Source organism: Gemmiger sp., from assembly GCF_057431175.1.
This window is the reverse complement of sequence record NZ_DBMDDV010000021.1, coordinates 21514-43546: the sequence shown is the minus strand read 5'-3', so window position 1 is coordinate 43546 and position 22033 is coordinate 21514. Positions and strand designations below refer to the sequence as shown.

Below are 22033 nucleotides of genomic sequence, written 5' to 3'. Positions count from 1 at the left end.
CAAAACAATCCTGCATTTTTGTCTATGGCAATCATTCGCCACATCTGCTATGCTAAAGGTATCATGATGAGTGTCTGAGCATTAAATCAACAAGAAAGCGAGTGAACGCTTTGGCAATGGATTATAACAGCACGCGCAGCTTTACGATGACGCTGGCGCACCGCGCGGTGGGGGATATCCGCCGCGGGGGCTTCCGGCAGCTGCGCAACTATGTGGATATGTGCGCCACACTGGCAAAAAAGCCGCAGCAGAAAGACTTCTTTGCCTACGCGCAAAAGGCTTTGCAGCGCACGGACAGCTGCTATTACAGCATGATCCACCGTCTGCTGGACTCGGTGGAGGAGGACCGCATCTGCACCGTCGGCGTTAATATGGGCTTCGGCGGGCTGATCTACGGTGCCAGCGAAATGAAAAAGCAGGCGGACGTGGACGGCAAGCCCATCGCCTGGATCACGGCGGCCCGCTGCGGCGACGAACGCCTGGCAGATATGGTACCCAAGGCGGTAAAAAAAGGCAGCTTCGTCTGGCTGCTGGACGCCACAGCCAACGACCCTGTGCAGGCCGTATCGCTTGCTAAGGCCAACCCGCAGAGTGCTTTCGGCCTGTTGGCCGACCCCGCCGCGCTGGATGATGCCTGCGTCAACGCATTGACGGCCTGCCGCAACCTCGTCGTCATGCCGCTATTGCAGACGCCGGAACTGACGGCGGAGGCCTGCCGCGCCGCCCGTCGCCTAAAAGCGCAAAAAATGTTCTATGCTCTGACGGTGCTTGTGGACGATGACACCGTTGATGAGGTCACACAGGACGATTGGCTCGAGAGCATTGCTCAGGAAACACTTTTCTGTATGTGCGCCCGCAAGCCCGGTATTTCGGCGGAAAGCTCCCACAAGCTGCGCCGCAGCATCGTGGATGGCCGCATGGAGACCGGCAAGCCGGTTCTGCTGCTGGACTGGGACGGCGATGTCAAATACCTGAACAACCGCATTTTCGAGCATATGACCTTCGGCTCCGTGCTGGCAGAAGGGGAGACCTTCCCGCTGCAGTTGGGCTGAAAAGTTCGCATACTTCAACAAAAAGCGACCCTGTACCGATGGTAAAATCGGGTACAGGGTCGCTTTGCTTATTGTGTTTCGCCGCGCAGCAGGCTTTGCATGATCTCGTGGTTAAACAGCGGAATGGACAAATCGGATACCGCCGCCAGGGTGTTGCTCTTCATCCCGCCGAACACCCAGGGAATCAGCACGCCCATCATCGCGCCGGAAAAGAACTGGCCGATTTTTGCTGCCTCCTCGGCAGGAATATCCGCTTTCAGCTCCCGCGCATTCTGCGCAAAGATGGAGCAGAGATAATCGAACATATATTGCTGCAAGCTGTTCTGTCCGTTGTAGGCCAAGGCGTTGCAGTAGAACACTTTGTTTTCCAGGAAATAGGCTTTCAGTGCTGTTAGCAGGGAATCCCAGCTGGAATAGGCGCTGCGCTCTACCAAAAACTGGGTGATGCCACTCTGGAAATACCAGTTCACTAAGTCGTATTTATCCTCAAAATGGTAGTAGAAGGTGTTGCGGCCCACCCCTGCGTGGTCAACGATATCATTGACCGAGATCTTTTCCAGCGGGGTCGTAGCCATCAATTCCTGCAGGCTCTGGGCCAGCAGATGTTTTGTCTGATTGGAACGCGGCATAGCAATTCTCCTGCTTTATCGGTGGTAAAATTACGTATAATCATTATAGCACATTTCCGACAAAAAGTCCAAATATTTCACTGCCACGCCGCAAAAACTGCGGCGGGTTTTGTATGACAATTCAGCCAGAATGTTTGGTTTTGCCCATAGCGGCGCGGTTTGCGGGCTTTAAATTGAACACTCCCCGGCTTTTGTCTATGTACACAACGCCGCGAAAAAGCATAAAATAAGGCCATAAAACGGAGAAAGAAAAGGAGAGCAATCTATCATGCCGATGAATAAAGTGGTTCATGCCGCCCAGCGTGCAGCGTTCAGCGCTGCCATTGATGCCGCCATCAACGCAGTGCGCGGCAAAGGCCCTGAAAATATGGCCGCGCAGGCTGTCAAGCTCGTCAACCTGGCGCAGCCCCTGCTTGCCCACCGCTACCCCGATGCCGACTGGGACAAGGTCCGCTCCTTCGTGTCCGACCCCAACAGCAAGTGGATGGAGTACGCCTACAAGGCCATCAATGAGATCGACCCCCATATCCTGAAGATGAACACCCTGAACCTCGTGTACGAGGGTATGTTCGCAGGCTACAACTACGTCATGGAGCTGCGCAAGAAGTACGACTGCAACATGCCGTGGATTTTGCTGTTCGACCCGACTTCCGCCTGCAACCTGCACTGCAAGGGCTGCTGGGCTGCTGAGTACGGCAACCGCCTGAACCTGAGTTTTGAGGATATGGATCGCATCGTTACCGAGGGTGAGGAACTGGGCATCCACTGGTATATGTGTACCGGCGGTGAGCCGACCTGCCGCAAGGAGGACCTGTTCAAGCTGGCCGCCAAGCACCAGAACTCGGTGTTCCACCTCTTCACCAACGGCACGCTGATTGACCAGGCCTTCTGTGACCGCGCCAAGGAAGTCGGCAACATGGCCTTCTTCATCTCCATCGAGGGCATCGGCGATGCCACCGACGATCGCCGCGGCGAGGGCGTCTATGACCGCGTCATGCACGCCATGGATCTGATGAAGGAGAATGGCCTGCTGTTCGGTACCTCCATCTGCTACACCAGCGCTAACTACAAGGCCGTCACCAGCGATGAGTTCATGGATATGCTCATCAGCCATGGCGTGCGCTTCAACTGGTACTTCCACTATATGCCCATCGGCGACGGTGCCAATGTTGACCTGATGCTGAACGCTGAGCAGCGCGAGTATATGATCCACCGTGTCCGTGAGATCCGCGGCTACACCGGCGGCAAGCCTATCTTCTGCATCGACTTCCAGAACGACGGCGAGTACATCGACGGCTGCATTGCCGGCGGCCGTCAGTATGCCCATATCAACCCGGCCGGTGATGTGGAGCCCTGCGTGTTCATCCACTACTCCAACGCCAACATCCACGACAAGAGCCTGCTCGAGTGCCTGCAGCAGCCGTTGTTCAAGGAATACCACAAGGGCCAGCCCTTCAACCACAACCACCTGCGCCCCTGCCCGATGCTCGAAAACCCCGAGCTGCTGGGTGAGATGGTCAAGCGCAGCGGTGCCCACAGCACCGATATGCAGCAGCCGGAATCTACGGATGATGTGTTCCGCCGCTGCCGCCCCTATGCCGACCAGTGGACTCCCTCCGCTGACCGCATCTGGGCCGAGGAGCACCCCGACTGTGCCTCCTGCGCCAGCTGCTCCGCCTGCGCATCCAAGTAAAATAGCATAAGCTCCTGCGCCCCGCTGTATTTTGCAGCGGGGCGTTTTTGCGTTGAAAGGCATCCTCCTTGGGGGAGGCACCGGGCTTGTCATGTTTTCGGACATTTCACCGTTCCCGGATTTTCTCACCCGGCCGCGCATATAGTGGTAACAGAGCCAATGCAGGGGAGGTGGGCCTATCAAAACGGTAGTGTATCTGGATGTGCTGCTGCTGACGAATTTCCTCATGGCCTATTTCCTGTTGCTGGCGGCAGGGGCGCTCAGCGGGCAGCGGGGAGGGTTCGTGCGGATGCTGGCGGGCAGTGGGCTGGCGGCGATGTCGTCGCTTATTTTGTTTGCGCCGCCCCAGCCCTACCTGGTGCAGGTCGTCTACAAAATCACCACGGCACTGGCCATCACGGCGGCGGCTTTCGGCTGGCGCAGCAAACGGCGGCTGGTCACGGCGGCCTGCTGGTATGCAGCGCTAAATATCGCCCTGGCGGGGGCGGTGCTGCTGGCCGTTCTGCGCACCGGCACGCGGGCAGCGGATACGGCCAACCTGACGGTGTATCTGCGCGTTTCGCCGCTGCTTTTATTGGCGCTGTCGGGCGTCTGCTGCGGCGCAGTGGATCTTGGCCTGCGGCTGCTGATGCGGCGGGACGCCCCGATAAAAACTGTCGGGCTGGAATTTGAGCTCTGCGGCCAGCCCATCCGGCTGCGGGCGGCACCGGACACCGGCTGCCACCTGCGCGACCCCATCACCTGTCTGCCGGTGCTCGTCGTCAGCTACCCGGATGCCAAGGCGCGGCTGCCCGGGCCAGCGGTGGATTTTTTGGAGCAATGGTTCGCCGGAGCCACCCAGGCAGATCCGCCGCCCGGCGCACGGCTGCGGCTGGTGCCCTGCGGCACGGCGGCAGACAGAACCCTGCTGCCCGGCTTTGCGGTGCCGGGTATTGGCCTTATCACCGAGAAAGGTGTGCTGGGCCTGGGCCGCAGCGCCGTGGTGTTTGCACCGCGCAGCTTTGGCAGCACCGCCTACGAAGCGCTGTACGGCAATGATTTTTTGTGACAAAGGGGGAGAACATCATGCTCAAAGAACTGTACCTGCTGTGGCTGCGGCTGGCCGCCCCGCAGGAGCTGCACTACATCAACGGAGCGGACACATTACCGCCGCCGCTGCCGCCCGATGAGGAACGCGCCGCCCTGGCCGCACTGGCAGCGGGCCGGCCCCAAGCGCGGGATCTGCTCATTACACATAATCTGCGGCTTGTCGTGTACATTGCCAAAAAGTTTGAGACACCGTCGGCTGGCATTGAGGATATGATCTCGATAGGCACGATTGGCCTTATCAAGGCGGTCAACACCTTTGAACCTACGAAAAACATCAAGCTGGCGACCTACGCCAGCCGATGTATCGAGAATGAAATTTTGATGTACCTGCGGAAAAGTTCCAACCGGCGGCAGGATGCCAGCATTGACGAGCCGCTGAACACCGACACCGACGGCAACGAACTTTTGCTGATGGATGTGCTGACCAGCGACGACCCCCAGGTGGGCGAGGAACTGGAACGCAATGCCGAACGTGCGGCCCTGCGCGGCGCAGTGCAGCGGCTTTCCCACCGGGAACGGCGTATCATGGAGCTGCGCTTCGGCTTGAACCACGAGGAAGAACACACCCAGAAAGAAGTCGCCGACACGTTGGGCATATCCCAGAGCTATATCTCGCGGCTGGAAAAGCGCATTATCCGCAGATTACGCCGGGAGTTGGAGGCAGTGGGCTAAAAAATCTGCAGCTTCGTAGGGGCCGGGCATGCCCGGCCCGCGGCCTGCCCGTCAGCAGGAGTCCCCGGAAAGCCGCGGGCCGCACATGTGCGGCCCCTACAGGGCAATGCCTTCTACACCACCGGCTCTGCCCGCGTATTCGTCACAAACTCCACGGCCAGCCCGACGACCATGTTCATTTCGGGCTGCATTGAATACAGCAGATACTCGTACCCATCCCGCGCCCAGCTGATGCCGGTGATACGCCCGGCGTTCTGCCGCTGTGTGACCGTGATGCCGTCGATCTCATACTGCTGCACATCCTCAAACGCCAGGTCAAAGAACCCGGCGGGGTATAACATCTGCCCCTGCTTCGCGGTGCGCAGGCTCATCCGCCGCCCAGGTACAATGTTGTAATCGATTTCCGAGACGCATCCCTCGATGAGCCAGTAGCGGTAGGGAATGATGATTTCGTTGTTGGGCGTGGACGCGACCCGGAACCCACCCGTCTGCCCATAGTTGGGCTGCAAATACTCGGTGCGGGTCTCGCGGCCGTCGCGCAGTTCCTCCCGCCGCAAAACCAGCACCAGGACCAGCGCCACCGACACGACGGCCAGCAGTACCAGCACAATGACAAACCACAGGGAATCCATCATAAAAACCCCCTCCTTTTTCGTATGCTATGCGCCGCCGCAGCCCAATGTGCAAAATTTACCGGTTTGCCGCGGCGCATACCGGCCCATACTCCCGGTAAATAAAAACTGGGGGTCAACAGGATGTATGCTGGAAAAGTAGAACTCTGCGGCGTGGATACCGCCCGCCTACCGGTGCTGAGCGAAGCCGAAAAAGCCCGCCTTATCAAGGCGGCCCGCGCGGGTGACCGCCAGGCCCGGCAGGAGATGGTGCAGGGCAACCTGCGGCTGGTGCTCAGCGTCGTGCAGAAATTCGCAAGCCGCGGCGAGAATATGGACGACCTGTTCCAGGTGGGCTGCATCGGGCTTATCAAAGCCATCGATAACTTTGACCCGGCGCAGAATGTGCGGTTTTCCACCTACGGTGTGCCGATGATCGTGGGCGAGGTCAAGCGCTACCTGCGGGACAACAACGCCGTGCGGGTCAGCCGCTCCATCCGTGATTTGGCCTACCACTCGATGCAGGCGCGGGAGGAACTGCAAAAGCAGAATGGCCGCGAGCCGAAAATATCCGAGATCGCCGCCAAGGTGGGCCAAAGCCCCGAAAACGTCGCCATGGCGCTGGAATCCGCCGTCACGCCCGCCAGTCTGTACGAGCCGGTCTACTCCGACGGTGAGGACAGCTTTGCCCTAGTGGATCAGCTGCGGGACAACGCAGGCGAGGAAAACTGGATCAGCGATATGATGTTCCGTGACACGGTCAAGGCCCTGACACCCCGGGAACGGCGCATCATCGCGCTGCGGTATCTCCGCGGCCAGACCCAGACCCAGGTGGCGCAGGAAATCGGCATCAGTCAGGCCCAGGTCAGCCGCCTGGAAAAGGCCGCCCTGAAGCATATTAAAGAGCAAATCTGCGCGGACTAAGCAAAACAAAACCCGCGGCATCCAAATCGGACGCCGCGGGTCATTTATGCTTTACTCAATCTCGATCCCGCACGCTCCCAGCGCACGGGTGAAGGACTTCGGGTTCTTATACAAAATACCGGTGATGCCCAGGTTGTACGCGGCCTGGGCATTTGCCTTGTTGTCGTCCACAAAAATCGACTCATCGTAGGCCAGGCGACAGGTCTGCATCAGCGTTGTAAAAATCTCCGGCTCGGGCTTGCACAGGTGTACGTCGCAGGACGCAATCCCGCCGTCGAACAGTGAGAACCACTCCCGCTGGCGCAGCTCGTCCATGATGTCGGTGGGAATGTTCGTCAGGTAGTACAGCCGGTAGCCTGCGGCTTTCAGCTTGCGCATGATCTGCACGGTCGTCTTTTTTGTGCGCAGCATCGTGGCCCACTCGTCAATGCAGGTCTGCACCTCAAATATGCGGCCTGCCTCGGCGGCGTGCTCTAACATCTGCTTGTTGGCGGCCTCGCGGGTGATGGTGCCCCGGTCCAGATCCTGCCACTCCTGGCTGCCGAAAACCAGCTCGTAGGTTTCCTCCTCAGCGCGGCGGTTCATGAAATGGTCCATCAAGAAATCCTTGGGGGCAAAATCCACCACAACGCCGCCAAAATCGAAAATAATATTTTTATACATAAAAACCTCCGCAAGGTGCATAGCATATTTTCTACTATTATACACGCAATTTGCATAGGATACAAGAGAAAGGGGGCTATCTCATGACATTGCGTGATTTGAGCAACAAGGATGTCATCCAGCTGAAAACCGGCGAAAACCTTGGCCGCATCGACGATATCGTCTTTGACGAGCGGGGGGCGCGGCTGCAATCGGTCATCCTGCGCGGGCGGGCGCACTGCTTTGGTCTGCTGGGCTGCGATGATGACCTGATCCTCCCGTGGGAGAGCATCAAGACCATCGGCACCGATGCTATTATGGTCGACGCCGAGCCGCTGCCCGGTACCCGCCGCCGCTAAGGCAAGAAAATCGTATATTTTGTGTAAAATTCCGCAAAAGCGGATGCTTTTTTTAGAGCAATGTGCTATAATTAAAATTCAACAGGAAATGGGGGACACGGCCATGCAGACAACCCGGAAACTCGCAGCGCTGACGGCTGCCGCAGCGGCGTTGATTATCCTGGGGTCGCTGTTCCTCATCGCGCCTGTGTGGCAGCCGCAAAGCCCCGCAGCTGTGTATATCCCGGCGGCTGTGGCAGCGCCGACGCCGACCCCCGCCCCGGCAATCATCAACATCAACACCGCTACTGCCGAGGAGCTGACCACCCTGCCGGGCCTTGGCCCCGAGAAAGCCGCCGCCCTTGTCGCATACCGCACCGCCCACGGCGCATTTGCGTCGCTGGCTGACGCAGCCAACGTCAAGGGGATATCCCTGCGCATGACAGAAAGCTGGGCGGGCCTTGCCGCCGTACAATAAATGGAGGAGATCAACTTGGAAAAAAAGCCGGAAAGTATCTTCATCAACCGTGAACTCAGCTGGCTCGACTTTGACAGCCGCGTGCTGGCCCTGGCAAAGGAAAAGACCGTGCCTTTGGGCGAGCGCATCAAGTTTGCCGCCATCTTTGGCAGCAACATGGACGAGTTCTTTATGGTGCGCGTCGGTTCGCTCTACGACCAAACGCTCTTGAAAAACAACAAGACCGACAACGTCACCCACATGACCGCCGCCGAGCAGATTGCCGCCATCACGCCCCGCGTGGCGGAATTGCAGGCCAAGTGCGATAAATATTTCCAGCACCTTGTCACGGCACTGGCCGCCGAGGGCTACAGGAAAGTCGATTTCGCCAAGCTGTCCAAGCCGCAGGAGCATTTCTGGAAAACCTACTTCCAGCGCGAACTGTTCCCGCTGCTCAGCCCCCAAATTGTCGACTCCCGCCATCCATTCCCGTTTTTGAACAACAAGGATATCTACTACATCGCCCAGCTGCACACGAAAAACGAGGGCGTCAGCTACGGCATCGTGCCGGTCAGCAGCCAGTTTGAGCGCGTACTCTTCGTCAAGGACGGCGAGACGGCCTGCTTCGCCTTTGTGGAAGAGCTCATCGCCCATTACGCCGCCACGATTTTCAGCGCCAGCACCGTGACCAAGCAGTGCCTTTTCCGCGTGACCCGCAATGCCGATATCACGGTCGACGAAGGCATGATGGACCACGACGTTGACTTCCGCGACGTCATGAGCGAACTGCTGAAAAAGCGCCGCAAGCTCGCCGCTGTGCGCCTGCAATTCTGGCCCGACGCCCCGCAGGAAATCGTCAAGTTTCTGCGGGACAAGCTCGTCGTCCCGGCGGACCGCTGCTATACCCAGACTTCGCCGCTCGACTCCGGCGCACTGTTCAAGCTGGCCGGGCGTATCTCCGGCGACGGCGGCCACACGGAGCTGTTCTATCCCACCGCCAGGCCGATGCAGGCCCCGGCAGGGTACGACCTCTACACCGAGGTGCGCAAGCATGATGTGCTGCTGGCTTACCCGTACCAGAGTATCCGCCCGTTTATTAAAATGCTGCTGCGCGCGGGCGCGGATCCGGACGTTGTATCGATAAAAATGACGCTCTACCGCATGGCAAGCGACTCCCAGATCGTCAACGCCCTGATTGCCGCCGCCGAGAACGGCAAGGAAGTCGTCGCCATGGTCGAGCTGCGCGCCCGCTTTGACGAGCAGAACAACATCGACTGGTCGAAGCAGCTCGAGGATGCCGGCTGCACGGTTTTCTACGGTTTCGATGACTATAAAGTACATTCCAAATTGACCCTTATCACCAGCCGCGTCAACGGCCAATATAAATACTTGACGCAGATCGGCACCGGCAACTATAATGAAAAGACGAGCGAGCTGTACACCGACCTGTCCTTCATCACGACCCGGCAGGAGATCGGCGAGGAAGCCAGCGCCGTGTTCAACAATATGGCCCTGCAGCGCCTGACCAGTGAGGCCGACACGATGCTCGTCGCGCCGCTGCGATTCAAGAGCGTATTGCTCGAGGAAATGGACCGCCAGATCGCCCTTGCCATGCAGGGAAAGCCCGCGTCGATTATCCTCAAAAACAACTCCATCAACGACCCGCAGATTATTGATAAGATCAGCGAGGCCAGCTGCGCGGGCGTGCGCGTGGATATGATCGTGCGCGGCATCTGCTGCGTGCGGGCAGGCGTGCCGGGCCGCACCGAGAACGTGCATATCCGCAGCCTGGTCGGGCGGTATTTGGAGCATTCCCGCATCTACTGCTTCGGCAGCGGCGAGAATATGCGCATTTATATCGCCTCCGGCGACTTCCTGACCCGCAACACCGAGCGCCGCGTCGAGGTCGGCGTCCGGGTGGACGACCCGGCTATCGCCAAAAAGCTGCGCGGTATTCTCGATTTGCAGCTGCGCGACACCGTGAACGCCCGCGAGATGCAGCCGGACGGCACCTACACCAAGGTGCGCCCCGCCGAGGGCCAGCCCCCGGTGGACAGCCAGATGGCAATGTTCGGCTATTTCCAGTACGGCTTTGAGATGGCCCCCGAGAAGCCCAAAGCCAAGCCAAAGCCCAAAACAGCGGCCGCCAAGGCCACTGCAAAACCTGTGGCCCGCCAGCACGCAGCGCTGCGCCCCAAACGCGCCAGCCTTTTGCAAAACCTGTTTGGCCGCGGGAAAAAATAAGGAGAACCCAAACCATGAAAAGCTGTGTAGTGACCGCAAATTACGCCTGTGACCCCAACAAGGTCTGGCTCTACCTGACCAAGCCCACCCTGAACAACTGGCGCAAGGACGTCAGCGGGTACGAGGAAAGCGACGATGGCATGAAAGCCACCGAGAAGAACACCGACGGCGGCGAGACCCAAATCGTCTTTACCCGCAAGGATAAGCCCCGCTGCCTGAGCTGCAGCTTCCAGAAGGGCAAGATCAGCGGTACCTTTACGGCGCTGCTGCTGGGCGGCGGCGACTCCACCAGTGTGGAGTGTACGCTGGATGTGAACGGCCTGGGCCTGTTCACCAAGCCCGCCAAGCTGATGAACGAGCGCCTGGAAATGCTGCGCCAGACGCTGGGCGCGTAAAGAGCCTTCCCCCGATGGGGGAAGGTGGCCGAGTGTGCGAGGCCGGATAAGAGGCGGGCTTGCCGAAGCCTGACCTGTAAGGAAAACGACCTCCTGCGGAAAAGCCGTGGCCGTGTGCCGTTATAACCAATCTTCCATCCGCCTTTCGGGGCGGATATTTTTTTCCCCTCCCGCATACTGTTGTAAAAAACAGGGGAGGTGTACGCCATGTGGGAAGATGCAGCCCCGATGCAGGAGCGCGAGCCGCCCAGACCGCCCGCACGTCCGCGCAGTGAGGAAGATTTGGTCCTGTGGGCGCAGATTTTGCTGTGCCTGGCCGCAGTCGGCTTTGTGCTGGCGGCCAAACTGCTGGGCTGGCCCGCGTATCCGGTGCTGCGCCGTGCCTTTGCCGCCGCCACACAGCCAGAACAATCGCTGCTGCTGGGGGAGGAACGCGGCCTTTTGAAATTCACTGAGCAGACTGCCGAGGAACTGGCAAACTCCGCCCGCAGTATGTGGGACGACTTCACCGCCGCGCCCGAGACAGCCCGCACGCCCCACGGCCAGCCGACACCGCCCGCCTACGCCAGCGAGGACAGCTACACCCCGGACTTTGCGCTCTGCTTCCCGCTGCCGGGGCACTTTGCCCGCAAAACCTCCGGCTATGGCTGGCGCACCGACCCCATGGGCGGCCTGGGCGACGATTTCCACATTGGCAATGACCTGGCAGCGGCCCGGGGCACGGCGGTACTGGCCGCCGCAGACGGCGTGGTGCGCACGGCGGGCAGCCATAAAAGCTATGGCAACTATGTCCGCATCCTGCACGCCGACGGCGACGAGACGCTGTACGCACATATGCAATACCTGTTTGTCCGCGCGGGGGAGCGCGTGACCGCCGGGCAGACGCTGGGCACGGTGGGGCAGACCGGCAACGCCACCGGCCCGCACCTGCATTTTGAGATACTGCACAAGGGCCTGCGGTACGACCCGGCCCAGGCTTTACAGGATGCAGCGTAGGCCCAAAATCACCTGGCGCAGGCCGCTGGCGGTGCTGTTTGGCCTGACCGTGCTGCTGGCGCTGGACGGCAGCGGCCTTGTACGGGTGGGGCTGGGCTGTGCGATTCTGCACGAGAGCGGCCACGCGCTGGCCTACCGCGCTTTGTGGGGGCACTGGCCGGAACTGGAAGTGTCGCCGTTTGGTATCTGCCTGCGACTGCGCGGCCTGCCCATGACCGCCTGGCAGGAGCTTCTGCTGGCTGCCGCCGGGCCGCTGGCCAACCTGCTGGCCTGCGCGGCGGTGCTGCTGTTCATGCGCGGGGCAGGGTACAGCTACGGCGGGTATTGGTTTGCCTGCTGTAACCTGCTGGTGGGCGGCAGTAACCTTCTGCCCCTGCCGGGGCTGGATGGCTGGCGCATTGCGGGGGCACTTCACGGCATAGGGAGAACGTAGGGGCGGGGCTTTGCTCCGCCCGCAGCCGTTGCCACAAAATGCAAAACCCCGGGGACGCACGGTCTCCGGGGGTTGTTTTAATTTGGATTATTTGGATTTACGGCGCTTTTGCAGCACGCAGAGGGCGGTGATACTGCCCAGCGTCAGAATGCTGAACAAGGCGGGGGAAGAGCTGTCGCCCGTCTGGGGGATAACACCGGATGCCTGCGCGGTGGGCGCGGGTGTGGCGGTCACAGTGGGCTGTGCCGTGGGCGCCGGGGTGGCGGGGGCAGCCGTTGCGGTGTTGTCGGCAGGTGCTGTTGTAGGCGCAGCCGTGGGGGCTACGGTAGGGGCTGTTGTGGGTGCGGCTGTGGGTGCGGCTGTCGGTTCCGCCGGCTTCGGCGAAGGAGTAGGTGCATTTATACCATGTGCCGCTTTCAGCGCCGCGCCCAGGGGAAGAACGGTGACGGTATTATTTCTAGCGTTTGTTTCCTTCCAACGGTTTTCTTCGCCTTTGTCATCGTGATACCAGTCGTCAATGATTTTTCCGTCGTCCAAAACACTCCACTTTGCGCCGGGTTCCAGTGCAATGATGTTGAAGCTGTTGCCTTCTGTATTGGCATTATAAAGGTCATCGCCGGCCACTTCAGCATGGTTATTATAAACTTTGGTAGTGTTATAAAGTGTTACATGGCCATTCTCGTTGTAGATGCCGCCACCCAAGTTTTGCAGTGGAGGAACATCACTATAGCCGGGGATACCAGCTGTTTTATTGTTTTCTGCAATAAGGCCGGATTTTAAAACAAGGATGGCAGGTTTGCCGATAAAATTCGTATGAGAGTTTCCGTTCTTGATACCACGACCGTGGTTCCCAGTAATAGTAAAGTCGGCTTTTTCCTCAACGGTTGTTGTAGCACCGGGATAGTTGTCAAGACCGGTTGTAAGGTTTTCGTTCAAATAAACATGAGCACTGGGGCTAACTGTAAACATATATCCGTTATCAAAGCCATGGTCATAATTGCCGCAGGAAGACAAGGTGGCACCATTTTCTACCGTAAGGCGTCCCCAATACGCTTCATCGTCTGGGGCGTATTTTTCGGTCATGACACCAGCACCACCGAAATCACAGTTGCCTTCAGCAATGAGTTTTGCACCACTGCTCAAAATGCCCTCGCCGCTGAGAACAACGCCGAACATTCCGTTATTGAGTGCTTTGATGTCGGATGTGCCATCTACTTTAAGATTGTGGGTATATACACCGTAATAAACGCCGTTATCCTCGGAAATGACGCTGGAATGCTCAGAAATCGTGAGTGTACTAAAATAACAGCCGATGCCGCCCTCATGCTGATAAGGCTTGTTGCTATCACCGTTATTCTTTACGGTCAATACGGAATGGCCGGTTACGTTAATATCGTAAGGGTTTGCAGTGATGCCGTTATGGAAACATTTGGTTACGGTTAGAGAAGAGTTGTTAACGACGTTGATCGAACCGCAAATTTCATCATAATTCTGATCATCGCGATCCATGTAAATGCCACTGCAACCCTCAGCCATATACCCCGAAATTGCAACGTTCGTTTTATTATCGAAATACAGGCTGCCCTCGTCATATACGCTGATGCCGCTGGCGCGCTGATCTTTTTCATCGTTCTCAATCGTAACATTGGTGCAGTTACTCAGCGTCAATGTTGCGTGCCCAAAGTAGCAGGCAGAGGCAAAAACACCTGGAACCGGGTGCCGGTGGGCTTTAATCGTCAACGTGGGGCAATTCTTGATGATAACATTGCAATCCGTAGCGCCAATACCGTAATCGTTCAAAGTTATGTTGTGGTTTTGCGCATCAATAATAAAGGTCTGGCGGCTGTCAGCAGAGGCAGTGGAATCCCCTGTAAACAATAAGCCTTGATCCGTCGTGAAATCGTCGTCTAAGGTAAAGGTGGCGCTCCCGGTGGAAGTAGCAGGATTAGTATCTATCCAAGCCTGCACGTTCTGCACGGCAATTGTCCCTGCCAGAGTCATTGCGCTGCCCGCGCTGCCACCTGCAACAGGGTCATGGCTTGTACCGGGGGTTGCATTACCGTTGTCTTTTTCCTGTTCACCTCCAACAGTGGAGCCGTCATCCGTCGGCCCATCATCACTCCCATTGGGCAAACCGTCATCACTGCCGCTGGGCGGCGCATCTTTCTTCGCATTCCCGTCAGAATTCCCGCCAGGATTCCCGTTAGAATTCCCGTCAGACTGCACGGGGGCCTCGCTGCCGATCGTTGGCCCATCCGTAAGGTTTGGTTCCCCTGCAAAGGCAGGGGTTGCAAAAGCAGAAAGCGCAAAGCAGGTTGCAGCCGCAAATATGAACAACCGTTTTCTCACAAGTACCACTCCTAAAACTGTATTATACCCTGTACGTATCCCTGACAAATTCCGCCGAAAAATGCACGTACAAATGTAACCATAAATATATAATAGTGATATTAGCATGTTTAAAACCACCTGTCAACACGCCCAAAAGTCCGGGGGGGGGTATCCTGTAAATCGCGCAACAAATGCGCAACGTAACGCCGGTAACACGCAGCGAAATCAACGCTTTGCGGTCACAGCCGTGGCAGTTCGCTCAATCAAGTCTGAAAAAAATTGTGCAAACTTCCGAAAATCAACCTTTTTTACCTTTTTGGCACATACAAGGGTAAATGGTTGCAATTTTGGCGGTGGCAGCGTATAATAAATTTACTATTGCCAAAAAGTGATTTACGGCACAATACAAACAAGGATGGTTCACCAATATGGCGGAATTTTCCCCGAAATTTAAAGAGGCCCTGAGTCTGGTACAAAAGCCGGGACGTTACACGGGCGGCGAGCCGGGCTGCATCTACAAAGACAAATCCAAAGTGGATGTGCGCATGGCGTTCTGCTTCCCGGACACTTACGAAATCGGTATGTCGTTCCTGGGCGAAAAAATCCTGTACGACATTCTGAACCGCCACGAAAACTGGTGGTGTGAGCGTGCCTTTATGCCCTGGACCGACATGAAAGAACAGATGGAGCGGCTGGACATTCCGCTCTATTGCCTCGAAAGCAAGGATCCGCTGTGCGATTTTGATATCGTCGGCTTCTCGCTGGAATATGAGCTGGCCTACACAAACGTCCTGGCTATGCTGCGCCTGTCGGGTATTCCGCTGCGGGCGGCTGACCGCGACGAGCGGTGGCCGCTCATTATTGCGGGCGGCCCCTGCGTCTGCAACGCCGAGCCGATGGCGGATTTCTTCGACATTATGCAGCTGGGCGAGGGCGAACAGATGCTGCAAGATATCTGCGCAACGGTTGAACAGGGCAAAAAGCAGGGCTGGAACAAAGAGCAGCTGCTGCTGGCGCTGGCGAAGATCCCCGGCGTCTACGTGCCGTCCTTCTACGATGTGACCTACAAGGAGGATGGCCGCATTGAGGCCGTGACCCCGAACCGCCCGGGCATCCCGGCCCGTGTGACCAAGGCCATCGTCAAGGATATGGACAGTTTCACCCCGCCGGAAAACTTCGTTGTGCCGCTTGTCGGCGCGGTGCAGGACCGCGCCTGTGTCGAGGTGCTGCGCGGCTGCGTGCGCGGCTGCCGCTTCTGCCAGGCGGGCCAGCTCTACCGGCCTTTCCGCGAGCGCAGCCCTAAGCTCATCAGCGACAGCGCCCGTGCGCTCTGCCGCAACACAGGCTATGACGAACTGAGCCTGTCGAGCCTGTCCACCTCCGACCATTCCCGGCTGGAAGAAATTTTGGATAATTTGAACTCCTGGGCCGAGGCTGACCATGTCAGCCTGTCGCTGCCGTCACTGCGCGTGGACAATTTCTCGGAATCTCTGGTCGAAAAAACGACGAAGGTACGAAAAAGCGGCCTGACCTTTGCCGCCGAAGCCGGCACCCAGCGCCTGCGCGACGTCATTAACAAAAACGTCACCTGGGAGCAGATCGAGCGCGGCTGCCGCATTGCCTTCTCGGAAGGGTACACCTCGGTCAAGCTCTACTTTATGATGGGCCTGCCCACCGAAACACTGGACGATATCAAGGGTATTGCCGATACCGCCCAGCAGGTCGTGGATCTCTTCTACAAAATCCCCAACCGCCCGAAGGGCAAGGGCGTACAGGTGACGATCAGCGTGGCCTGCTTTGTGCCCAAGCCCGACACGCCGTTCCAGTTCTGCGCCCAGGACCGCCGCGAAGCCCTGCGCGAGAAGCAGAAATATCTGCTCAGCTGCGTGCATTCCCGCAAAATCAAGGTCAACTACCACGACAGCACCACCAGCGTGCTGGAAGGCGTTTTCGCCAAGGGCGACCGCCGCATGGGCCGCGTTATCGAGACAGCGTTCGAGAACGGCGCGTTCTTCGATACGTGGGAAGAATACTTTGACTATGACCGCTGGCTGGATGCCTTTAAGACCTGCGGTATCGACCCGGACTTCTACAACTACCGCGCCATCGGCCTGGACGAGGTCACACCCTGGGATCATCTTGACGTCGGCGTGACAAAGGCCCATCTGGTGCGGGAGTACAAAAAAGCGCTGGAAGCCAGGACCACCCAGCCCTGCAACCGCCAGTGCAGCGCCTGCGGTGCCAATAAACTGATCGGAGGACCGTGCTTTGACTACAATCAGGATATTCTTTGAAAAGTGCGGTGAGGCTGCGTATATCTCACTGCTGGACTTGCAGCGGGTGTTCCACCGGATGCTGAAAATGAGCAGCCTGCCGGTGTACTATACCCAGGGCTTCAACCCCCATATCTACCTGTCCTTCACCTGCCCGCTGTCTCTGGGACAGGAGAGCTTATGTGAGAGCTGCGAGGTCAAGACCGAACAGGAGACGATCGAACCGCAAACTTGGATCGACGCATTGCAGCCCTTGATGCCGCGGGGCATTGTCATCACAAAAATTGCCCCGGCGGTGGAAAAAGTCGGCGAGATCGAGACAGCGGCCTATGAGGTCACGATGCCGGCAAGCAGTGCCATTGCGCTGGATGCCTACAACAACGCCGAGCACGCCGAGGTCACGAAAAAGACGAAGCGCGGACAAAAAACGCTGGAACTGAAGAACTACCTAGACCGCATTGCCTACACGGTGGAGGGGGACACATTGCGCTTTACAGCAATGCTGCCCTGCGGCAGCGGCGAGGCACTGAGCCTGAACCCCTCGCTGCTGACGGATTTCCTGCGCACCCAGGGGGCCGCCCCGGTCTGGCAGTGCCGCGTGCTGCGCACGCACCTTTATAATAAGGCGGGCAAAGACTTCGAGTAAGAAAAGCCTTCCCCCGCAGAGGAAGGCAAAAGTTGAAAAAATCTTCGATTTTCTGTCAAAACCCCCTTGCCAAACTTCCCGCACAATGATATAATACTAAAGCGTTAGTGCCGCCGAGCCATCGGCGGGATAATGACACATCATTATACAGGCGGTCCTCTGACGAAACATCGTGTATGAACGTCGCAATAAAATGGAGGAATTTAAACCATGGACGCAATGAAGCATTTTACCGAGGGTATGATCAAAGAGAACAAGCCCCAGTTCGAAGTCGGCGACACCGTTCGCGTCTCCGTCCGTATCAAGGAAGGCGACAAGGAGCGTATCCAGGCTTTCGAGGGCACCGTTATTGCTAAGAAGCATGGCGGCATCGCTGAGACCTTCACCGTTCGCCGCACCTCTTACGGTGTCGGTGTTGAGCGTGTGTTCCCGGTCAACAGCCCGTTCGTTGAGAAGGTCGACGTCGTTCGCCGCGGCAAGGTTCGCCGTGCGAAGCTGTTCTACCTGCGCGAGCGCACCGGCAAGGCTGCTAAGGTCAAGGCACGTATCTGAGCATACTGAGAAAAGGGGAGGACGGTTGGCGTTCTCCCTTTTTTCGTATTTTTTTAGGAATGGGTGGTGGAAAGCATGGGTGCAGCGTTTGATGAATCGTTCAAAAAACGCTACCGCCGCAATAAGGAAGCGCTGGAATGGTACGACGCCCTGGCCATGGCCGTGGCAGTCATTGCCATTGTGTTCACCTTTTTTGTGCGCATCGTCAAGGTGGACGGCCACTCGATGGATCCGACGCTCTTCAACGGCGAGCGCATCCTCATCAACCTGATGAAGCAGCCCGACTACGGCGATATCGTCGTGGTGGACGGCTACACCAGTTACGGAAAGCCGCTGGTCAAGCGGGTCATCGGCAAGGGCGGCGATACCATCGACATTGATTTCGCCGCGGGCATCGTCTATCGCAACGGCGTCGCCCTCGACGAGCCGTACACCGCAGAGCCTACCTATTTATATGAGAGCGTGGACTTTCCCATCACGGTGCCGGATGGCTGCCTTTTTGTGATGGGCGACAACCGCAACAATTCCACCGACAGCCGCGATTCCCGCGTGGGCTGCGTGGACGAACGTGACATTATGGGCGCAGCCATGCTGCGCGTACTGCCCTTTGGCAAGATAGGAGCGGCCGAATGAGCCAGAGCGACATTATCAACAGCCGCCAGATCCAGTGGTTCCCCGGGCACATGACCAAGACCTTGCGCCTGATGGAAAAGGAAATCCGTAACGTCGACTGCGTTTTGCAGATTCTCGACGCACGCATCCCGCTTTCCAGCCTGAACCCCGAGATCGAGCGCATCACCGCGGGCAAACCGCATTTATATGTACTGAACAAATCCGACCTGGCCGACCCCGAAATCACCAAGCAGTGGCTGGCCTACTTTAAGAGCGCGGGCGCGGGCTGCATTGCCATGGACTCCAAGCAGCGGGGCCGCGCCACGGCGACGAAAGGGTTAATTGAGAAAGAACTCTCCGCCCTGATGGAGCGCCGCCGCAGCCGCGGCATGGTGGGTGCGGCCATCCGTGTGATGATCGTGGGCATCCCGAACGTGGGCAAGTCCACCTTTATCAACTCCTTTGCGGGCACGACCCGCGCCAAGGCTGCCAACAAGCCCGGTGTCACCCGCGGCAAGCAGTGGATCAGCGTTGACAACTTTGACTTGATGGATATGCCCGGCGTGCTGTGGAAAAAGTTTGACTCGCTGGAAACGGCGTCGAACCTCGCGTTCATCGGCTCCATCCGCGACGATATCCTGGACATTGAGGAGCTGGCCTGCGGTCTGCTCTCGAGCGTTCGCGGCATCTACCCCCAGCAGCTGCTGGCCCGCTACAAGCTGGATGCGGCGGCGCTGGAACTGCCGCCCTACGACCTGCTGCAGGCCATAGGTGCCAAGCGCGGGATGCTGATTTCCGGCGGCGAGGTGGACACCGAACGCGCCGCAAAAATGCTGGTGGGTGAGTTCCGCGCCAGCAAGTGGGGGCGGCTCTCGCTGGAGCGCCCGCCCCAGCGTGCGATTCAAGAAGACGTGGAAGAGGTGATCGACGATGCCCCGGACGACTGGGACGACGACGAGCAGTAACGAGGCGCTCTACGCCTTTGACACCGCCAAACGCGCCGAGCACGGCGTACTCTGCGGCGTGGACGAGGCCGGGCGCGGTCCTCTGTGTGGCCCGGTCTGCTGCGCGGCGGTCATCCTGAACCCCGACGACCCCATTGCGGGGGTCAATGACTCCAAAAAGCTGACCGAAAAACGCCGCGAAGCGCTGTTTGAAGAAATCACAAACCGTGCCTTGGCGTACAAAATCGTATTTATCTCGCCGCAGGAGATCGACGAGCGCAACATCCTGTGGGCAACGATGGACGGCATGGCCCAGGCAGTGGCAGGGCTGGAAATAACGCCCGATTATGCGCTGATTGACGGCAACCGCTGCCCGCCGGGGCTGATACAGCCCGCCGAGGCCGTCGTCAAGGGCGACGCCAACAGCGCGTCCATTGCGGCGGCGTCGATTCTGGCAAAGGTCAGCCGTGACCGCTATATGCTGGAACTGGACAAGCAATGCCCCCAGTACCAGCTTGCCAAGCACAAGGGCTACCCGACGAAGCTGCACTATGAGTTGATTGCACAGTACGGCATCCAGCCGTTTTACCGCCGCAGCTTTTTGAAAAAACAGGGCTACTGGCATGACTGACACCGGCCATATCGGCGAAGCGATTGCCGCTAAGTATTACCAGCAGCGCGGCTGGCTGCTGCTCAACCACAATTACCGCACCCGGATGGGGGAAATTGACCTTATTTTATATAGGGATGACACCCTCGTCTTTGCCGAGGTCAAGACCCGTACCGGTGCGATGCTGGATCGCCCGGCCGCTGCGGTGGATGCCCGCAAGCAGCAGCGATTGATTTTAGCCGCCCAGCAGTATTTGCAGTGCAGCCCCTACAGGGACGCAGCCATCCGCTTTGATGTGGTGGAAGTCACCCCCGCCGCCAAGGGCTGGCAGGTACATTGCATTCCCAGCGCGTTTGAGTGCTGAGAAGATATAGAGGAACGAAAGTACAAGAGAATAAGAGAAAGGGTGTAAACATATGCAGTATTTAAGCACCAGAGATTCCGCACTCCGCGTTTCCGCACAGGAAGCAATCGTCCGTGGTCTGGCACCGCAGAGCGGTCTGTTTGTACCGGAAACTTTCCCGAAGGCTGATCTGGAAGGTTGGAAAGACCTTTCGTACCCCGTACTGGCTGAAAAAGTGCTGGCCGGTTTCCTGACCGAGTACAGCGCTGATTTCCTGCACACCGCCACCGCTGCTACCTACGGCGAAGCCTTCGGCGGCAAGGCAGGCGAGACGGTCAAGGTTCGCGACGGCCTGTATTCTCTTGAACTGTGGCACGGTCCGACCTGCGCGTTCAAGGACTACGCTTTGCAGCTGATGCCGAAGCTGCTGGTCGAAGCCAAGAAGATGCTGGGCCGCACCGAGACGACCCGCATCCTCGTTGCGACTTCCGGCGATACCGGCAAGGCCGCGCTGGCGGGTTATGCTGATCTCGACGGCATCGAAATTGAAGTGTTTTATCCGAACGACGGCACCAGCGAGATCCAGCACCTGCAGATGGCGACCCAGAAGGGCCAAAATGTGCAGGTCTACGCCGTGCAGGGCAACTTTGACGACGCCCAGACCGGCGTCAAGAAGGTCTTTGCCGACGCCGACGTTGCCGCCGAGCTGGAAAAGCGCGGCATCCGCCTGTCCAGCGCGAATTCCATCAACTGGGGCCGCCTGGTGCCGCAGATTGTCTACTACTTCTACGCCTACTTCCGTCTGGCCGAGCGGGGCGCGGTCGCATGGGGCAAGCCGGTTGACTTCTGCGTGCCGACCGGTAACTTTGGCGATATCCTGGCCGGCTACTACGCCAAGCAGATGGGCTTGCCGGTGGGCAAGCTGGTCTGCGCGTCCAACAAGAATAACGTGCTGACCGACTTCCTGCGCACCGGCACCTATGACGCCCGCCGCACCTTCTACAAGACGACGTCACCGTCCATGGATATCCTGATTTCCTCGAACCTCGAGCGCCTGCTCTACCACGTCAGCGGCAGCAGTGAGAAGGTCGCCGCCTGGATGCAGGAGCTCAGCCAGACCGGCAAGTACACCGTCGATGCCGAGACGCTGGCGAAGATCCAGGCGAGCTTCGCCGCGGGCTATGCGGATGACGCCGAGGGCGCAGCGGAAATCAAGGCCCGCTTTGACGAGGACAACTACCTCTGCGACACCCACACCGCCGTGGCGTTCCGCGTGGCCGAAGCCCTGCGCACCGAGGCTCCCATGGTCGTGTTGTCCACGGCAAGCCCCTTCAAGTTCCCGCGCGACGTGCTGACCGCCCTGGGCGAGACCGCCCCCGCCAGCGACTTTGCCGCTATGGCGGCCCTGACCGCCAAGACCGGCGCCGAGGCCCCGGCGTCCTTAAGTGAGTTGGACAAGCTGGAAGTGCGCTTCAAGACGGTCTTGCAGCCCGCGGATATCCGCACCGCATCCCTTCGTTAAAAACAACAACTAGAAAGTGAGGGCC

Annotated in this window: 23 protein-coding genes; 19 read left to right on the top strand and 4 right to left on the bottom strand. The window is 58.4% G+C overall.

Annotated elements, in window-relative coordinates; translation table 11 throughout:
- Positions 1–110 precede the first annotated feature (110 nt).
- Positions 111–1052, top strand: a complete 942-nt coding sequence (locus tag ACZO0A_RS08750; protein ID WP_486846217.1) for a hypothetical protein — start codon at positions 111–113, stop codon at positions 1050–1052.
- 68 nt (positions 1053–1120) lie between these two features.
- On the opposite strand, the gene ACZO0A_RS08745 is transcribed toward ACZO0A_RS08750, so the two are convergent.
- Positions 1121–1681: a TetR/AcrR family transcriptional regulator C-terminal domain-containing protein gene (locus tag ACZO0A_RS08745; RefSeq protein WP_302149490.1), complete on the bottom strand. Its 561-nt coding sequence runs from the start codon at positions 1679–1681 to the stop codon at positions 1121–1123.
- A gap of 268 nt (positions 1682–1949) precedes the next feature.
- Between ACZO0A_RS08745 and ACZO0A_RS08740 the strand changes: the two genes are divergently transcribed.
- From ACZO0A_RS08740 to sigK, 3 genes are all read left to right on the top strand, one after another.
- Positions 1950–3374 carry a radical SAM/SPASM domain-containing protein gene (locus tag ACZO0A_RS08740; protein ID WP_486846216.1) on the top strand — a complete coding sequence of 475 codons (1425 nt, stop codon included), beginning with the start codon at positions 1950–1952 and terminating at the stop codon, positions 3372–3374.
- 190 nt (positions 3375–3564) lie between these two features.
- Positions 3565–4422 carry a sigma-E processing peptidase SpoIIGA gene (locus tag ACZO0A_RS08735; protein ID WP_302370375.1) on the top strand — a complete coding sequence of 286 codons (858 nt, stop codon included), beginning with the start codon at positions 3565–3567 and terminating at the stop codon, positions 4420–4422.
- Between the two features lie 17 nt (positions 4423–4439).
- A complete protein-coding gene (gene sigK / locus ACZO0A_RS08730; RefSeq protein WP_302375490.1) occupies positions 4440–5135 on the top strand; it encodes an RNA polymerase sporulation sigma factor SigK in 696 nt (231 codons plus the stop codon).
- Between the two features lie 113 nt (positions 5136–5248).
- On the opposite strand, the gene ACZO0A_RS08725 is transcribed toward sigK, so the two are convergent.
- Positions 5249–5770 carry a hypothetical protein gene (locus ACZO0A_RS08725; protein WP_302375492.1) on the bottom strand — a complete coding sequence of 174 codons (522 nt, stop codon included), beginning with the start codon at positions 5768–5770 and terminating at the stop codon, positions 5249–5251.
- A gap of 120 nt (positions 5771–5890) precedes the next feature.
- Between ACZO0A_RS08725 and ACZO0A_RS08720 the strand changes: the two genes are divergently transcribed.
- Complete coding sequence (locus ACZO0A_RS08720) at positions 5891–6670, top strand: SigB/SigF/SigG family RNA polymerase sigma factor (RefSeq protein ID WP_215691866.1); 780 nt, start codon at positions 5891–5893, stop codon at positions 6668–6670.
- 51 nt (positions 6671–6721) lie between these two features.
- Here ACZO0A_RS08720 and ACZO0A_RS08715 read toward each other — a convergent pair whose 3' ends face one another.
- Positions 6722–7333, bottom strand: coding sequence for an HAD family hydrolase (locus tag ACZO0A_RS08715; RefSeq protein WP_215691867.1), 612 nt, complete (start codon positions 7331–7333; stop codon positions 6722–6724).
- An 83-nt stretch (positions 7334–7416) separates the two neighbouring features.
- On the opposite strand from ACZO0A_RS08715, the gene ACZO0A_RS08710 reads away from it, so the two are divergent.
- The 6 genes from ACZO0A_RS08710 (at position 7417) to ACZO0A_RS08685 (ending at position 12175) form a co-directional block, all read left to right on the top strand.
- Positions 7417–7671 (top strand): PRC-barrel domain-containing protein, encoded by a 255-nt coding sequence (locus ACZO0A_RS08710; RefSeq protein WP_215691868.1) that lies wholly within the window; start codon positions 7417–7419, stop codon positions 7669–7671.
- 103 nt (positions 7672–7774) lie between these two features.
- Complete coding sequence (locus tag ACZO0A_RS08705; protein ID WP_215691869.1) at positions 7775–8128, top strand: ComEA family DNA-binding protein; 354 nt, start codon at positions 7775–7777, stop codon at positions 8126–8128.
- 15 nt (positions 8129–8143) lie between these two features.
- Positions 8144–10351, top strand: coding sequence for a polyphosphate kinase 1 (gene ppk1 / locus ACZO0A_RS08700; protein ID WP_302149491.1), 2208 nt, complete (start codon positions 8144–8146; stop codon positions 10349–10351).
- A 14-nt stretch (positions 10352–10365) separates the two neighbouring features.
- On the top strand, positions 10366–10746 hold the full coding sequence (locus tag ACZO0A_RS08695) for a hypothetical protein (RefSeq protein ID WP_302375494.1): 381 nt from the start codon (positions 10366–10368) through the stop codon (positions 10744–10746).
- A 207-nt stretch (positions 10747–10953) separates the two neighbouring features.
- Entirely contained in the window at positions 10954–11742 is a 789-nt protein-coding gene (locus ACZO0A_RS08690) for a M23 family metallopeptidase (RefSeq protein WP_291210862.1), read from the top strand.
- Positions 11732–12175: a peptidase gene (locus ACZO0A_RS08685; RefSeq protein ID WP_302375496.1), complete on the top strand. Its 444-nt coding sequence runs from the start codon at positions 11732–11734 to the stop codon at positions 12173–12175. The genes ACZO0A_RS08690 and ACZO0A_RS08685 overlap by 11 nt, the downstream gene beginning before the upstream one ends.
- 87 nt (positions 12176–12262) lie before the next feature.
- Here the strand turns inward: ACZO0A_RS08685 and ACZO0A_RS08680 are convergent, their stop codons facing one another.
- Positions 12263–14524 carry a hypothetical protein gene (locus tag ACZO0A_RS08680; RefSeq protein WP_302375498.1) on the bottom strand — a complete coding sequence of 754 codons (2262 nt, stop codon included), beginning with the start codon at positions 14522–14524 and terminating at the stop codon, positions 12263–12265.
- Between the two features lie 410 nt (positions 14525–14934).
- Between ACZO0A_RS08680 and ACZO0A_RS08675 the strand changes: the two genes are divergently transcribed.
- The 8 genes from ACZO0A_RS08675 (at position 14935) to thrC (ending at position 22008) form a co-directional block, all read left to right on the top strand.
- A complete protein-coding gene (locus tag ACZO0A_RS08675; protein WP_215691874.1) occupies positions 14935–16800 on the top strand; it encodes a TIGR03960 family B12-binding radical SAM protein in 1866 nt (621 codons plus the stop codon).
- Positions 16775–17425: a TIGR03936 family radical SAM-associated protein gene (locus ACZO0A_RS08670; protein ID WP_291231436.1), complete on the top strand. Its 651-nt coding sequence runs from the start codon at positions 16775–16777 to the stop codon at positions 17423–17425. The genes ACZO0A_RS08675 and ACZO0A_RS08670 overlap by 26 nt, the downstream gene beginning before the upstream one ends.
- Positions 17426–17635: 210 nt before the next feature.
- Positions 17636–17977, top strand: coding sequence for a 50S ribosomal protein L19 (gene rplS, locus ACZO0A_RS08665; RefSeq protein WP_078784112.1), 342 nt, complete (start codon positions 17636–17638; stop codon positions 17975–17977).
- Positions 17978–18052: 75 nt separating this feature from the next.
- Positions 18053–18610, top strand: a complete 558-nt coding sequence (gene lepB / locus ACZO0A_RS08660; protein ID WP_291231435.1) for a signal peptidase I — start codon at positions 18053–18055, stop codon at positions 18608–18610.
- On the top strand, positions 18607–19554 hold the full coding sequence (gene ylqF / locus ACZO0A_RS08655) for a ribosome biogenesis GTPase YlqF (protein WP_291231434.1): 948 nt from the start codon (positions 18607–18609) through the stop codon (positions 19552–19554). Before lepB ends, ylqF begins: the two co-directional genes overlap by 4 nt.
- The gene (gene rnhB, locus ACZO0A_RS08650; protein ID WP_291231433.1) at positions 19520–20164 is read left to right on the top strand and encodes a ribonuclease HII; all 645 of its coding nucleotides are present in this window, start codon (positions 19520–19522) and stop codon (positions 20162–20164) included. The genes ylqF and rnhB overlap by 35 nt, the downstream gene beginning before the upstream one ends.
- Complete coding sequence (locus ACZO0A_RS08645; RefSeq protein ID WP_291231432.1) at positions 20157–20507, top strand: YraN family protein; 351 nt, start codon at positions 20157–20159, stop codon at positions 20505–20507. Before rnhB ends, ACZO0A_RS08645 begins: the two co-directional genes overlap by 8 nt.
- A gap of 52 nt (positions 20508–20559) precedes the next feature.
- The gene (thrC, locus tag ACZO0A_RS08640; protein WP_302370368.1) at positions 20560–22008 is read left to right on the top strand and encodes a threonine synthase; all 1449 of its coding nucleotides are present in this window, start codon (positions 20560–20562) and stop codon (positions 22006–22008) included.
- The last annotated feature ends 25 nt before the right edge of the window (positions 22009–22033 follow it).

Bases quoted from the DNA above. Each gene is read 5' to 3' on its own strand.
- ACZO0A_RS08745 (WP_302149490.1), bottom strand. From the start codon at position 1,681: ATGCCGCGTTCCAATCAGACAAAACATCTGCTGGCCCAGAGCCTGCAG.
- ACZO0A_RS08740 (WP_486846216.1), top strand. From the start codon at position 1,950: ATGCCGATGAATAAAGTGGTTCATGCCGCCCAGCGTGCAGCGTTCAGC.
- sigK (WP_302375490.1), top strand. From the start codon at position 4,440: ATGCTCAAAGAACTGTACCTGCTGTGGCTGCGGCTGGCCGCCCCGCAG.
- ACZO0A_RS08725 (WP_302375492.1), bottom strand. From the start codon at position 5,770: ATGATGGATTCCCTGTGGTTTGTCATTGTGCTGGTACTGCTGGCCGTC.
- ACZO0A_RS08720 (WP_215691866.1), top strand. From the start codon at position 5,891: ATGTATGCTGGAAAAGTAGAACTCTGCGGCGTGGATACCGCCCGCCTA.
- ACZO0A_RS08715 (WP_215691867.1), bottom strand. From the start codon at position 7,333: ATGTATAAAAATATTATTTTCGATTTTGGCGGCGTTGTGGTGGATTTT.
- ACZO0A_RS08710 (WP_215691868.1), top strand. From the start codon at position 7,417: ATGACATTGCGTGATTTGAGCAACAAGGATGTCATCCAGCTGAAAACC.
- ACZO0A_RS08705 (WP_215691869.1), top strand. From the start codon at position 7,775: ATGCAGACAACCCGGAAACTCGCAGCGCTGACGGCTGCCGCAGCGGCG.
- ACZO0A_RS08695 (WP_302375494.1), top strand. From the start codon at position 10,366: ATGAAAAGCTGTGTAGTGACCGCAAATTACGCCTGTGACCCCAACAAG.
- ACZO0A_RS08690 (WP_291210862.1), top strand. From the start codon at position 10,954: ATGTGGGAAGATGCAGCCCCGATGCAGGAGCGCGAGCCGCCCAGACCG.
- ACZO0A_RS08685 (WP_302375496.1), top strand. From the start codon at position 11,732: ATGCAGCGTAGGCCCAAAATCACCTGGCGCAGGCCGCTGGCGGTGCTG.
- ACZO0A_RS08675 (WP_215691874.1), top strand. From the start codon at position 14,935: ATGGCGGAATTTTCCCCGAAATTTAAAGAGGCCCTGAGTCTGGTACAA.
- rplS (WP_078784112.1), top strand. From the start codon at position 17,636: ATGGACGCAATGAAGCATTTTACCGAGGGTATGATCAAAGAGAACAAG.
- lepB (WP_291231435.1), top strand. From the start codon at position 18,053: ATGGGTGCAGCGTTTGATGAATCGTTCAAAAAACGCTACCGCCGCAAT.
- ylqF (WP_291231434.1), top strand. From the start codon at position 18,607: ATGAGCCAGAGCGACATTATCAACAGCCGCCAGATCCAGTGGTTCCCC.
- rnhB (WP_291231433.1), top strand. From the start codon at position 19,520: ATGCCCCGGACGACTGGGACGACGACGAGCAGTAACGAGGCGCTCTAC.
- ACZO0A_RS08645 (WP_291231432.1), top strand. From the start codon at position 20,157: ATGACTGACACCGGCCATATCGGCGAAGCGATTGCCGCTAAGTATTAC.
- thrC (WP_302370368.1), top strand. From the start codon at position 20,560: ATGCAGTATTTAAGCACCAGAGATTCCGCACTCCGCGTTTCCGCACAG.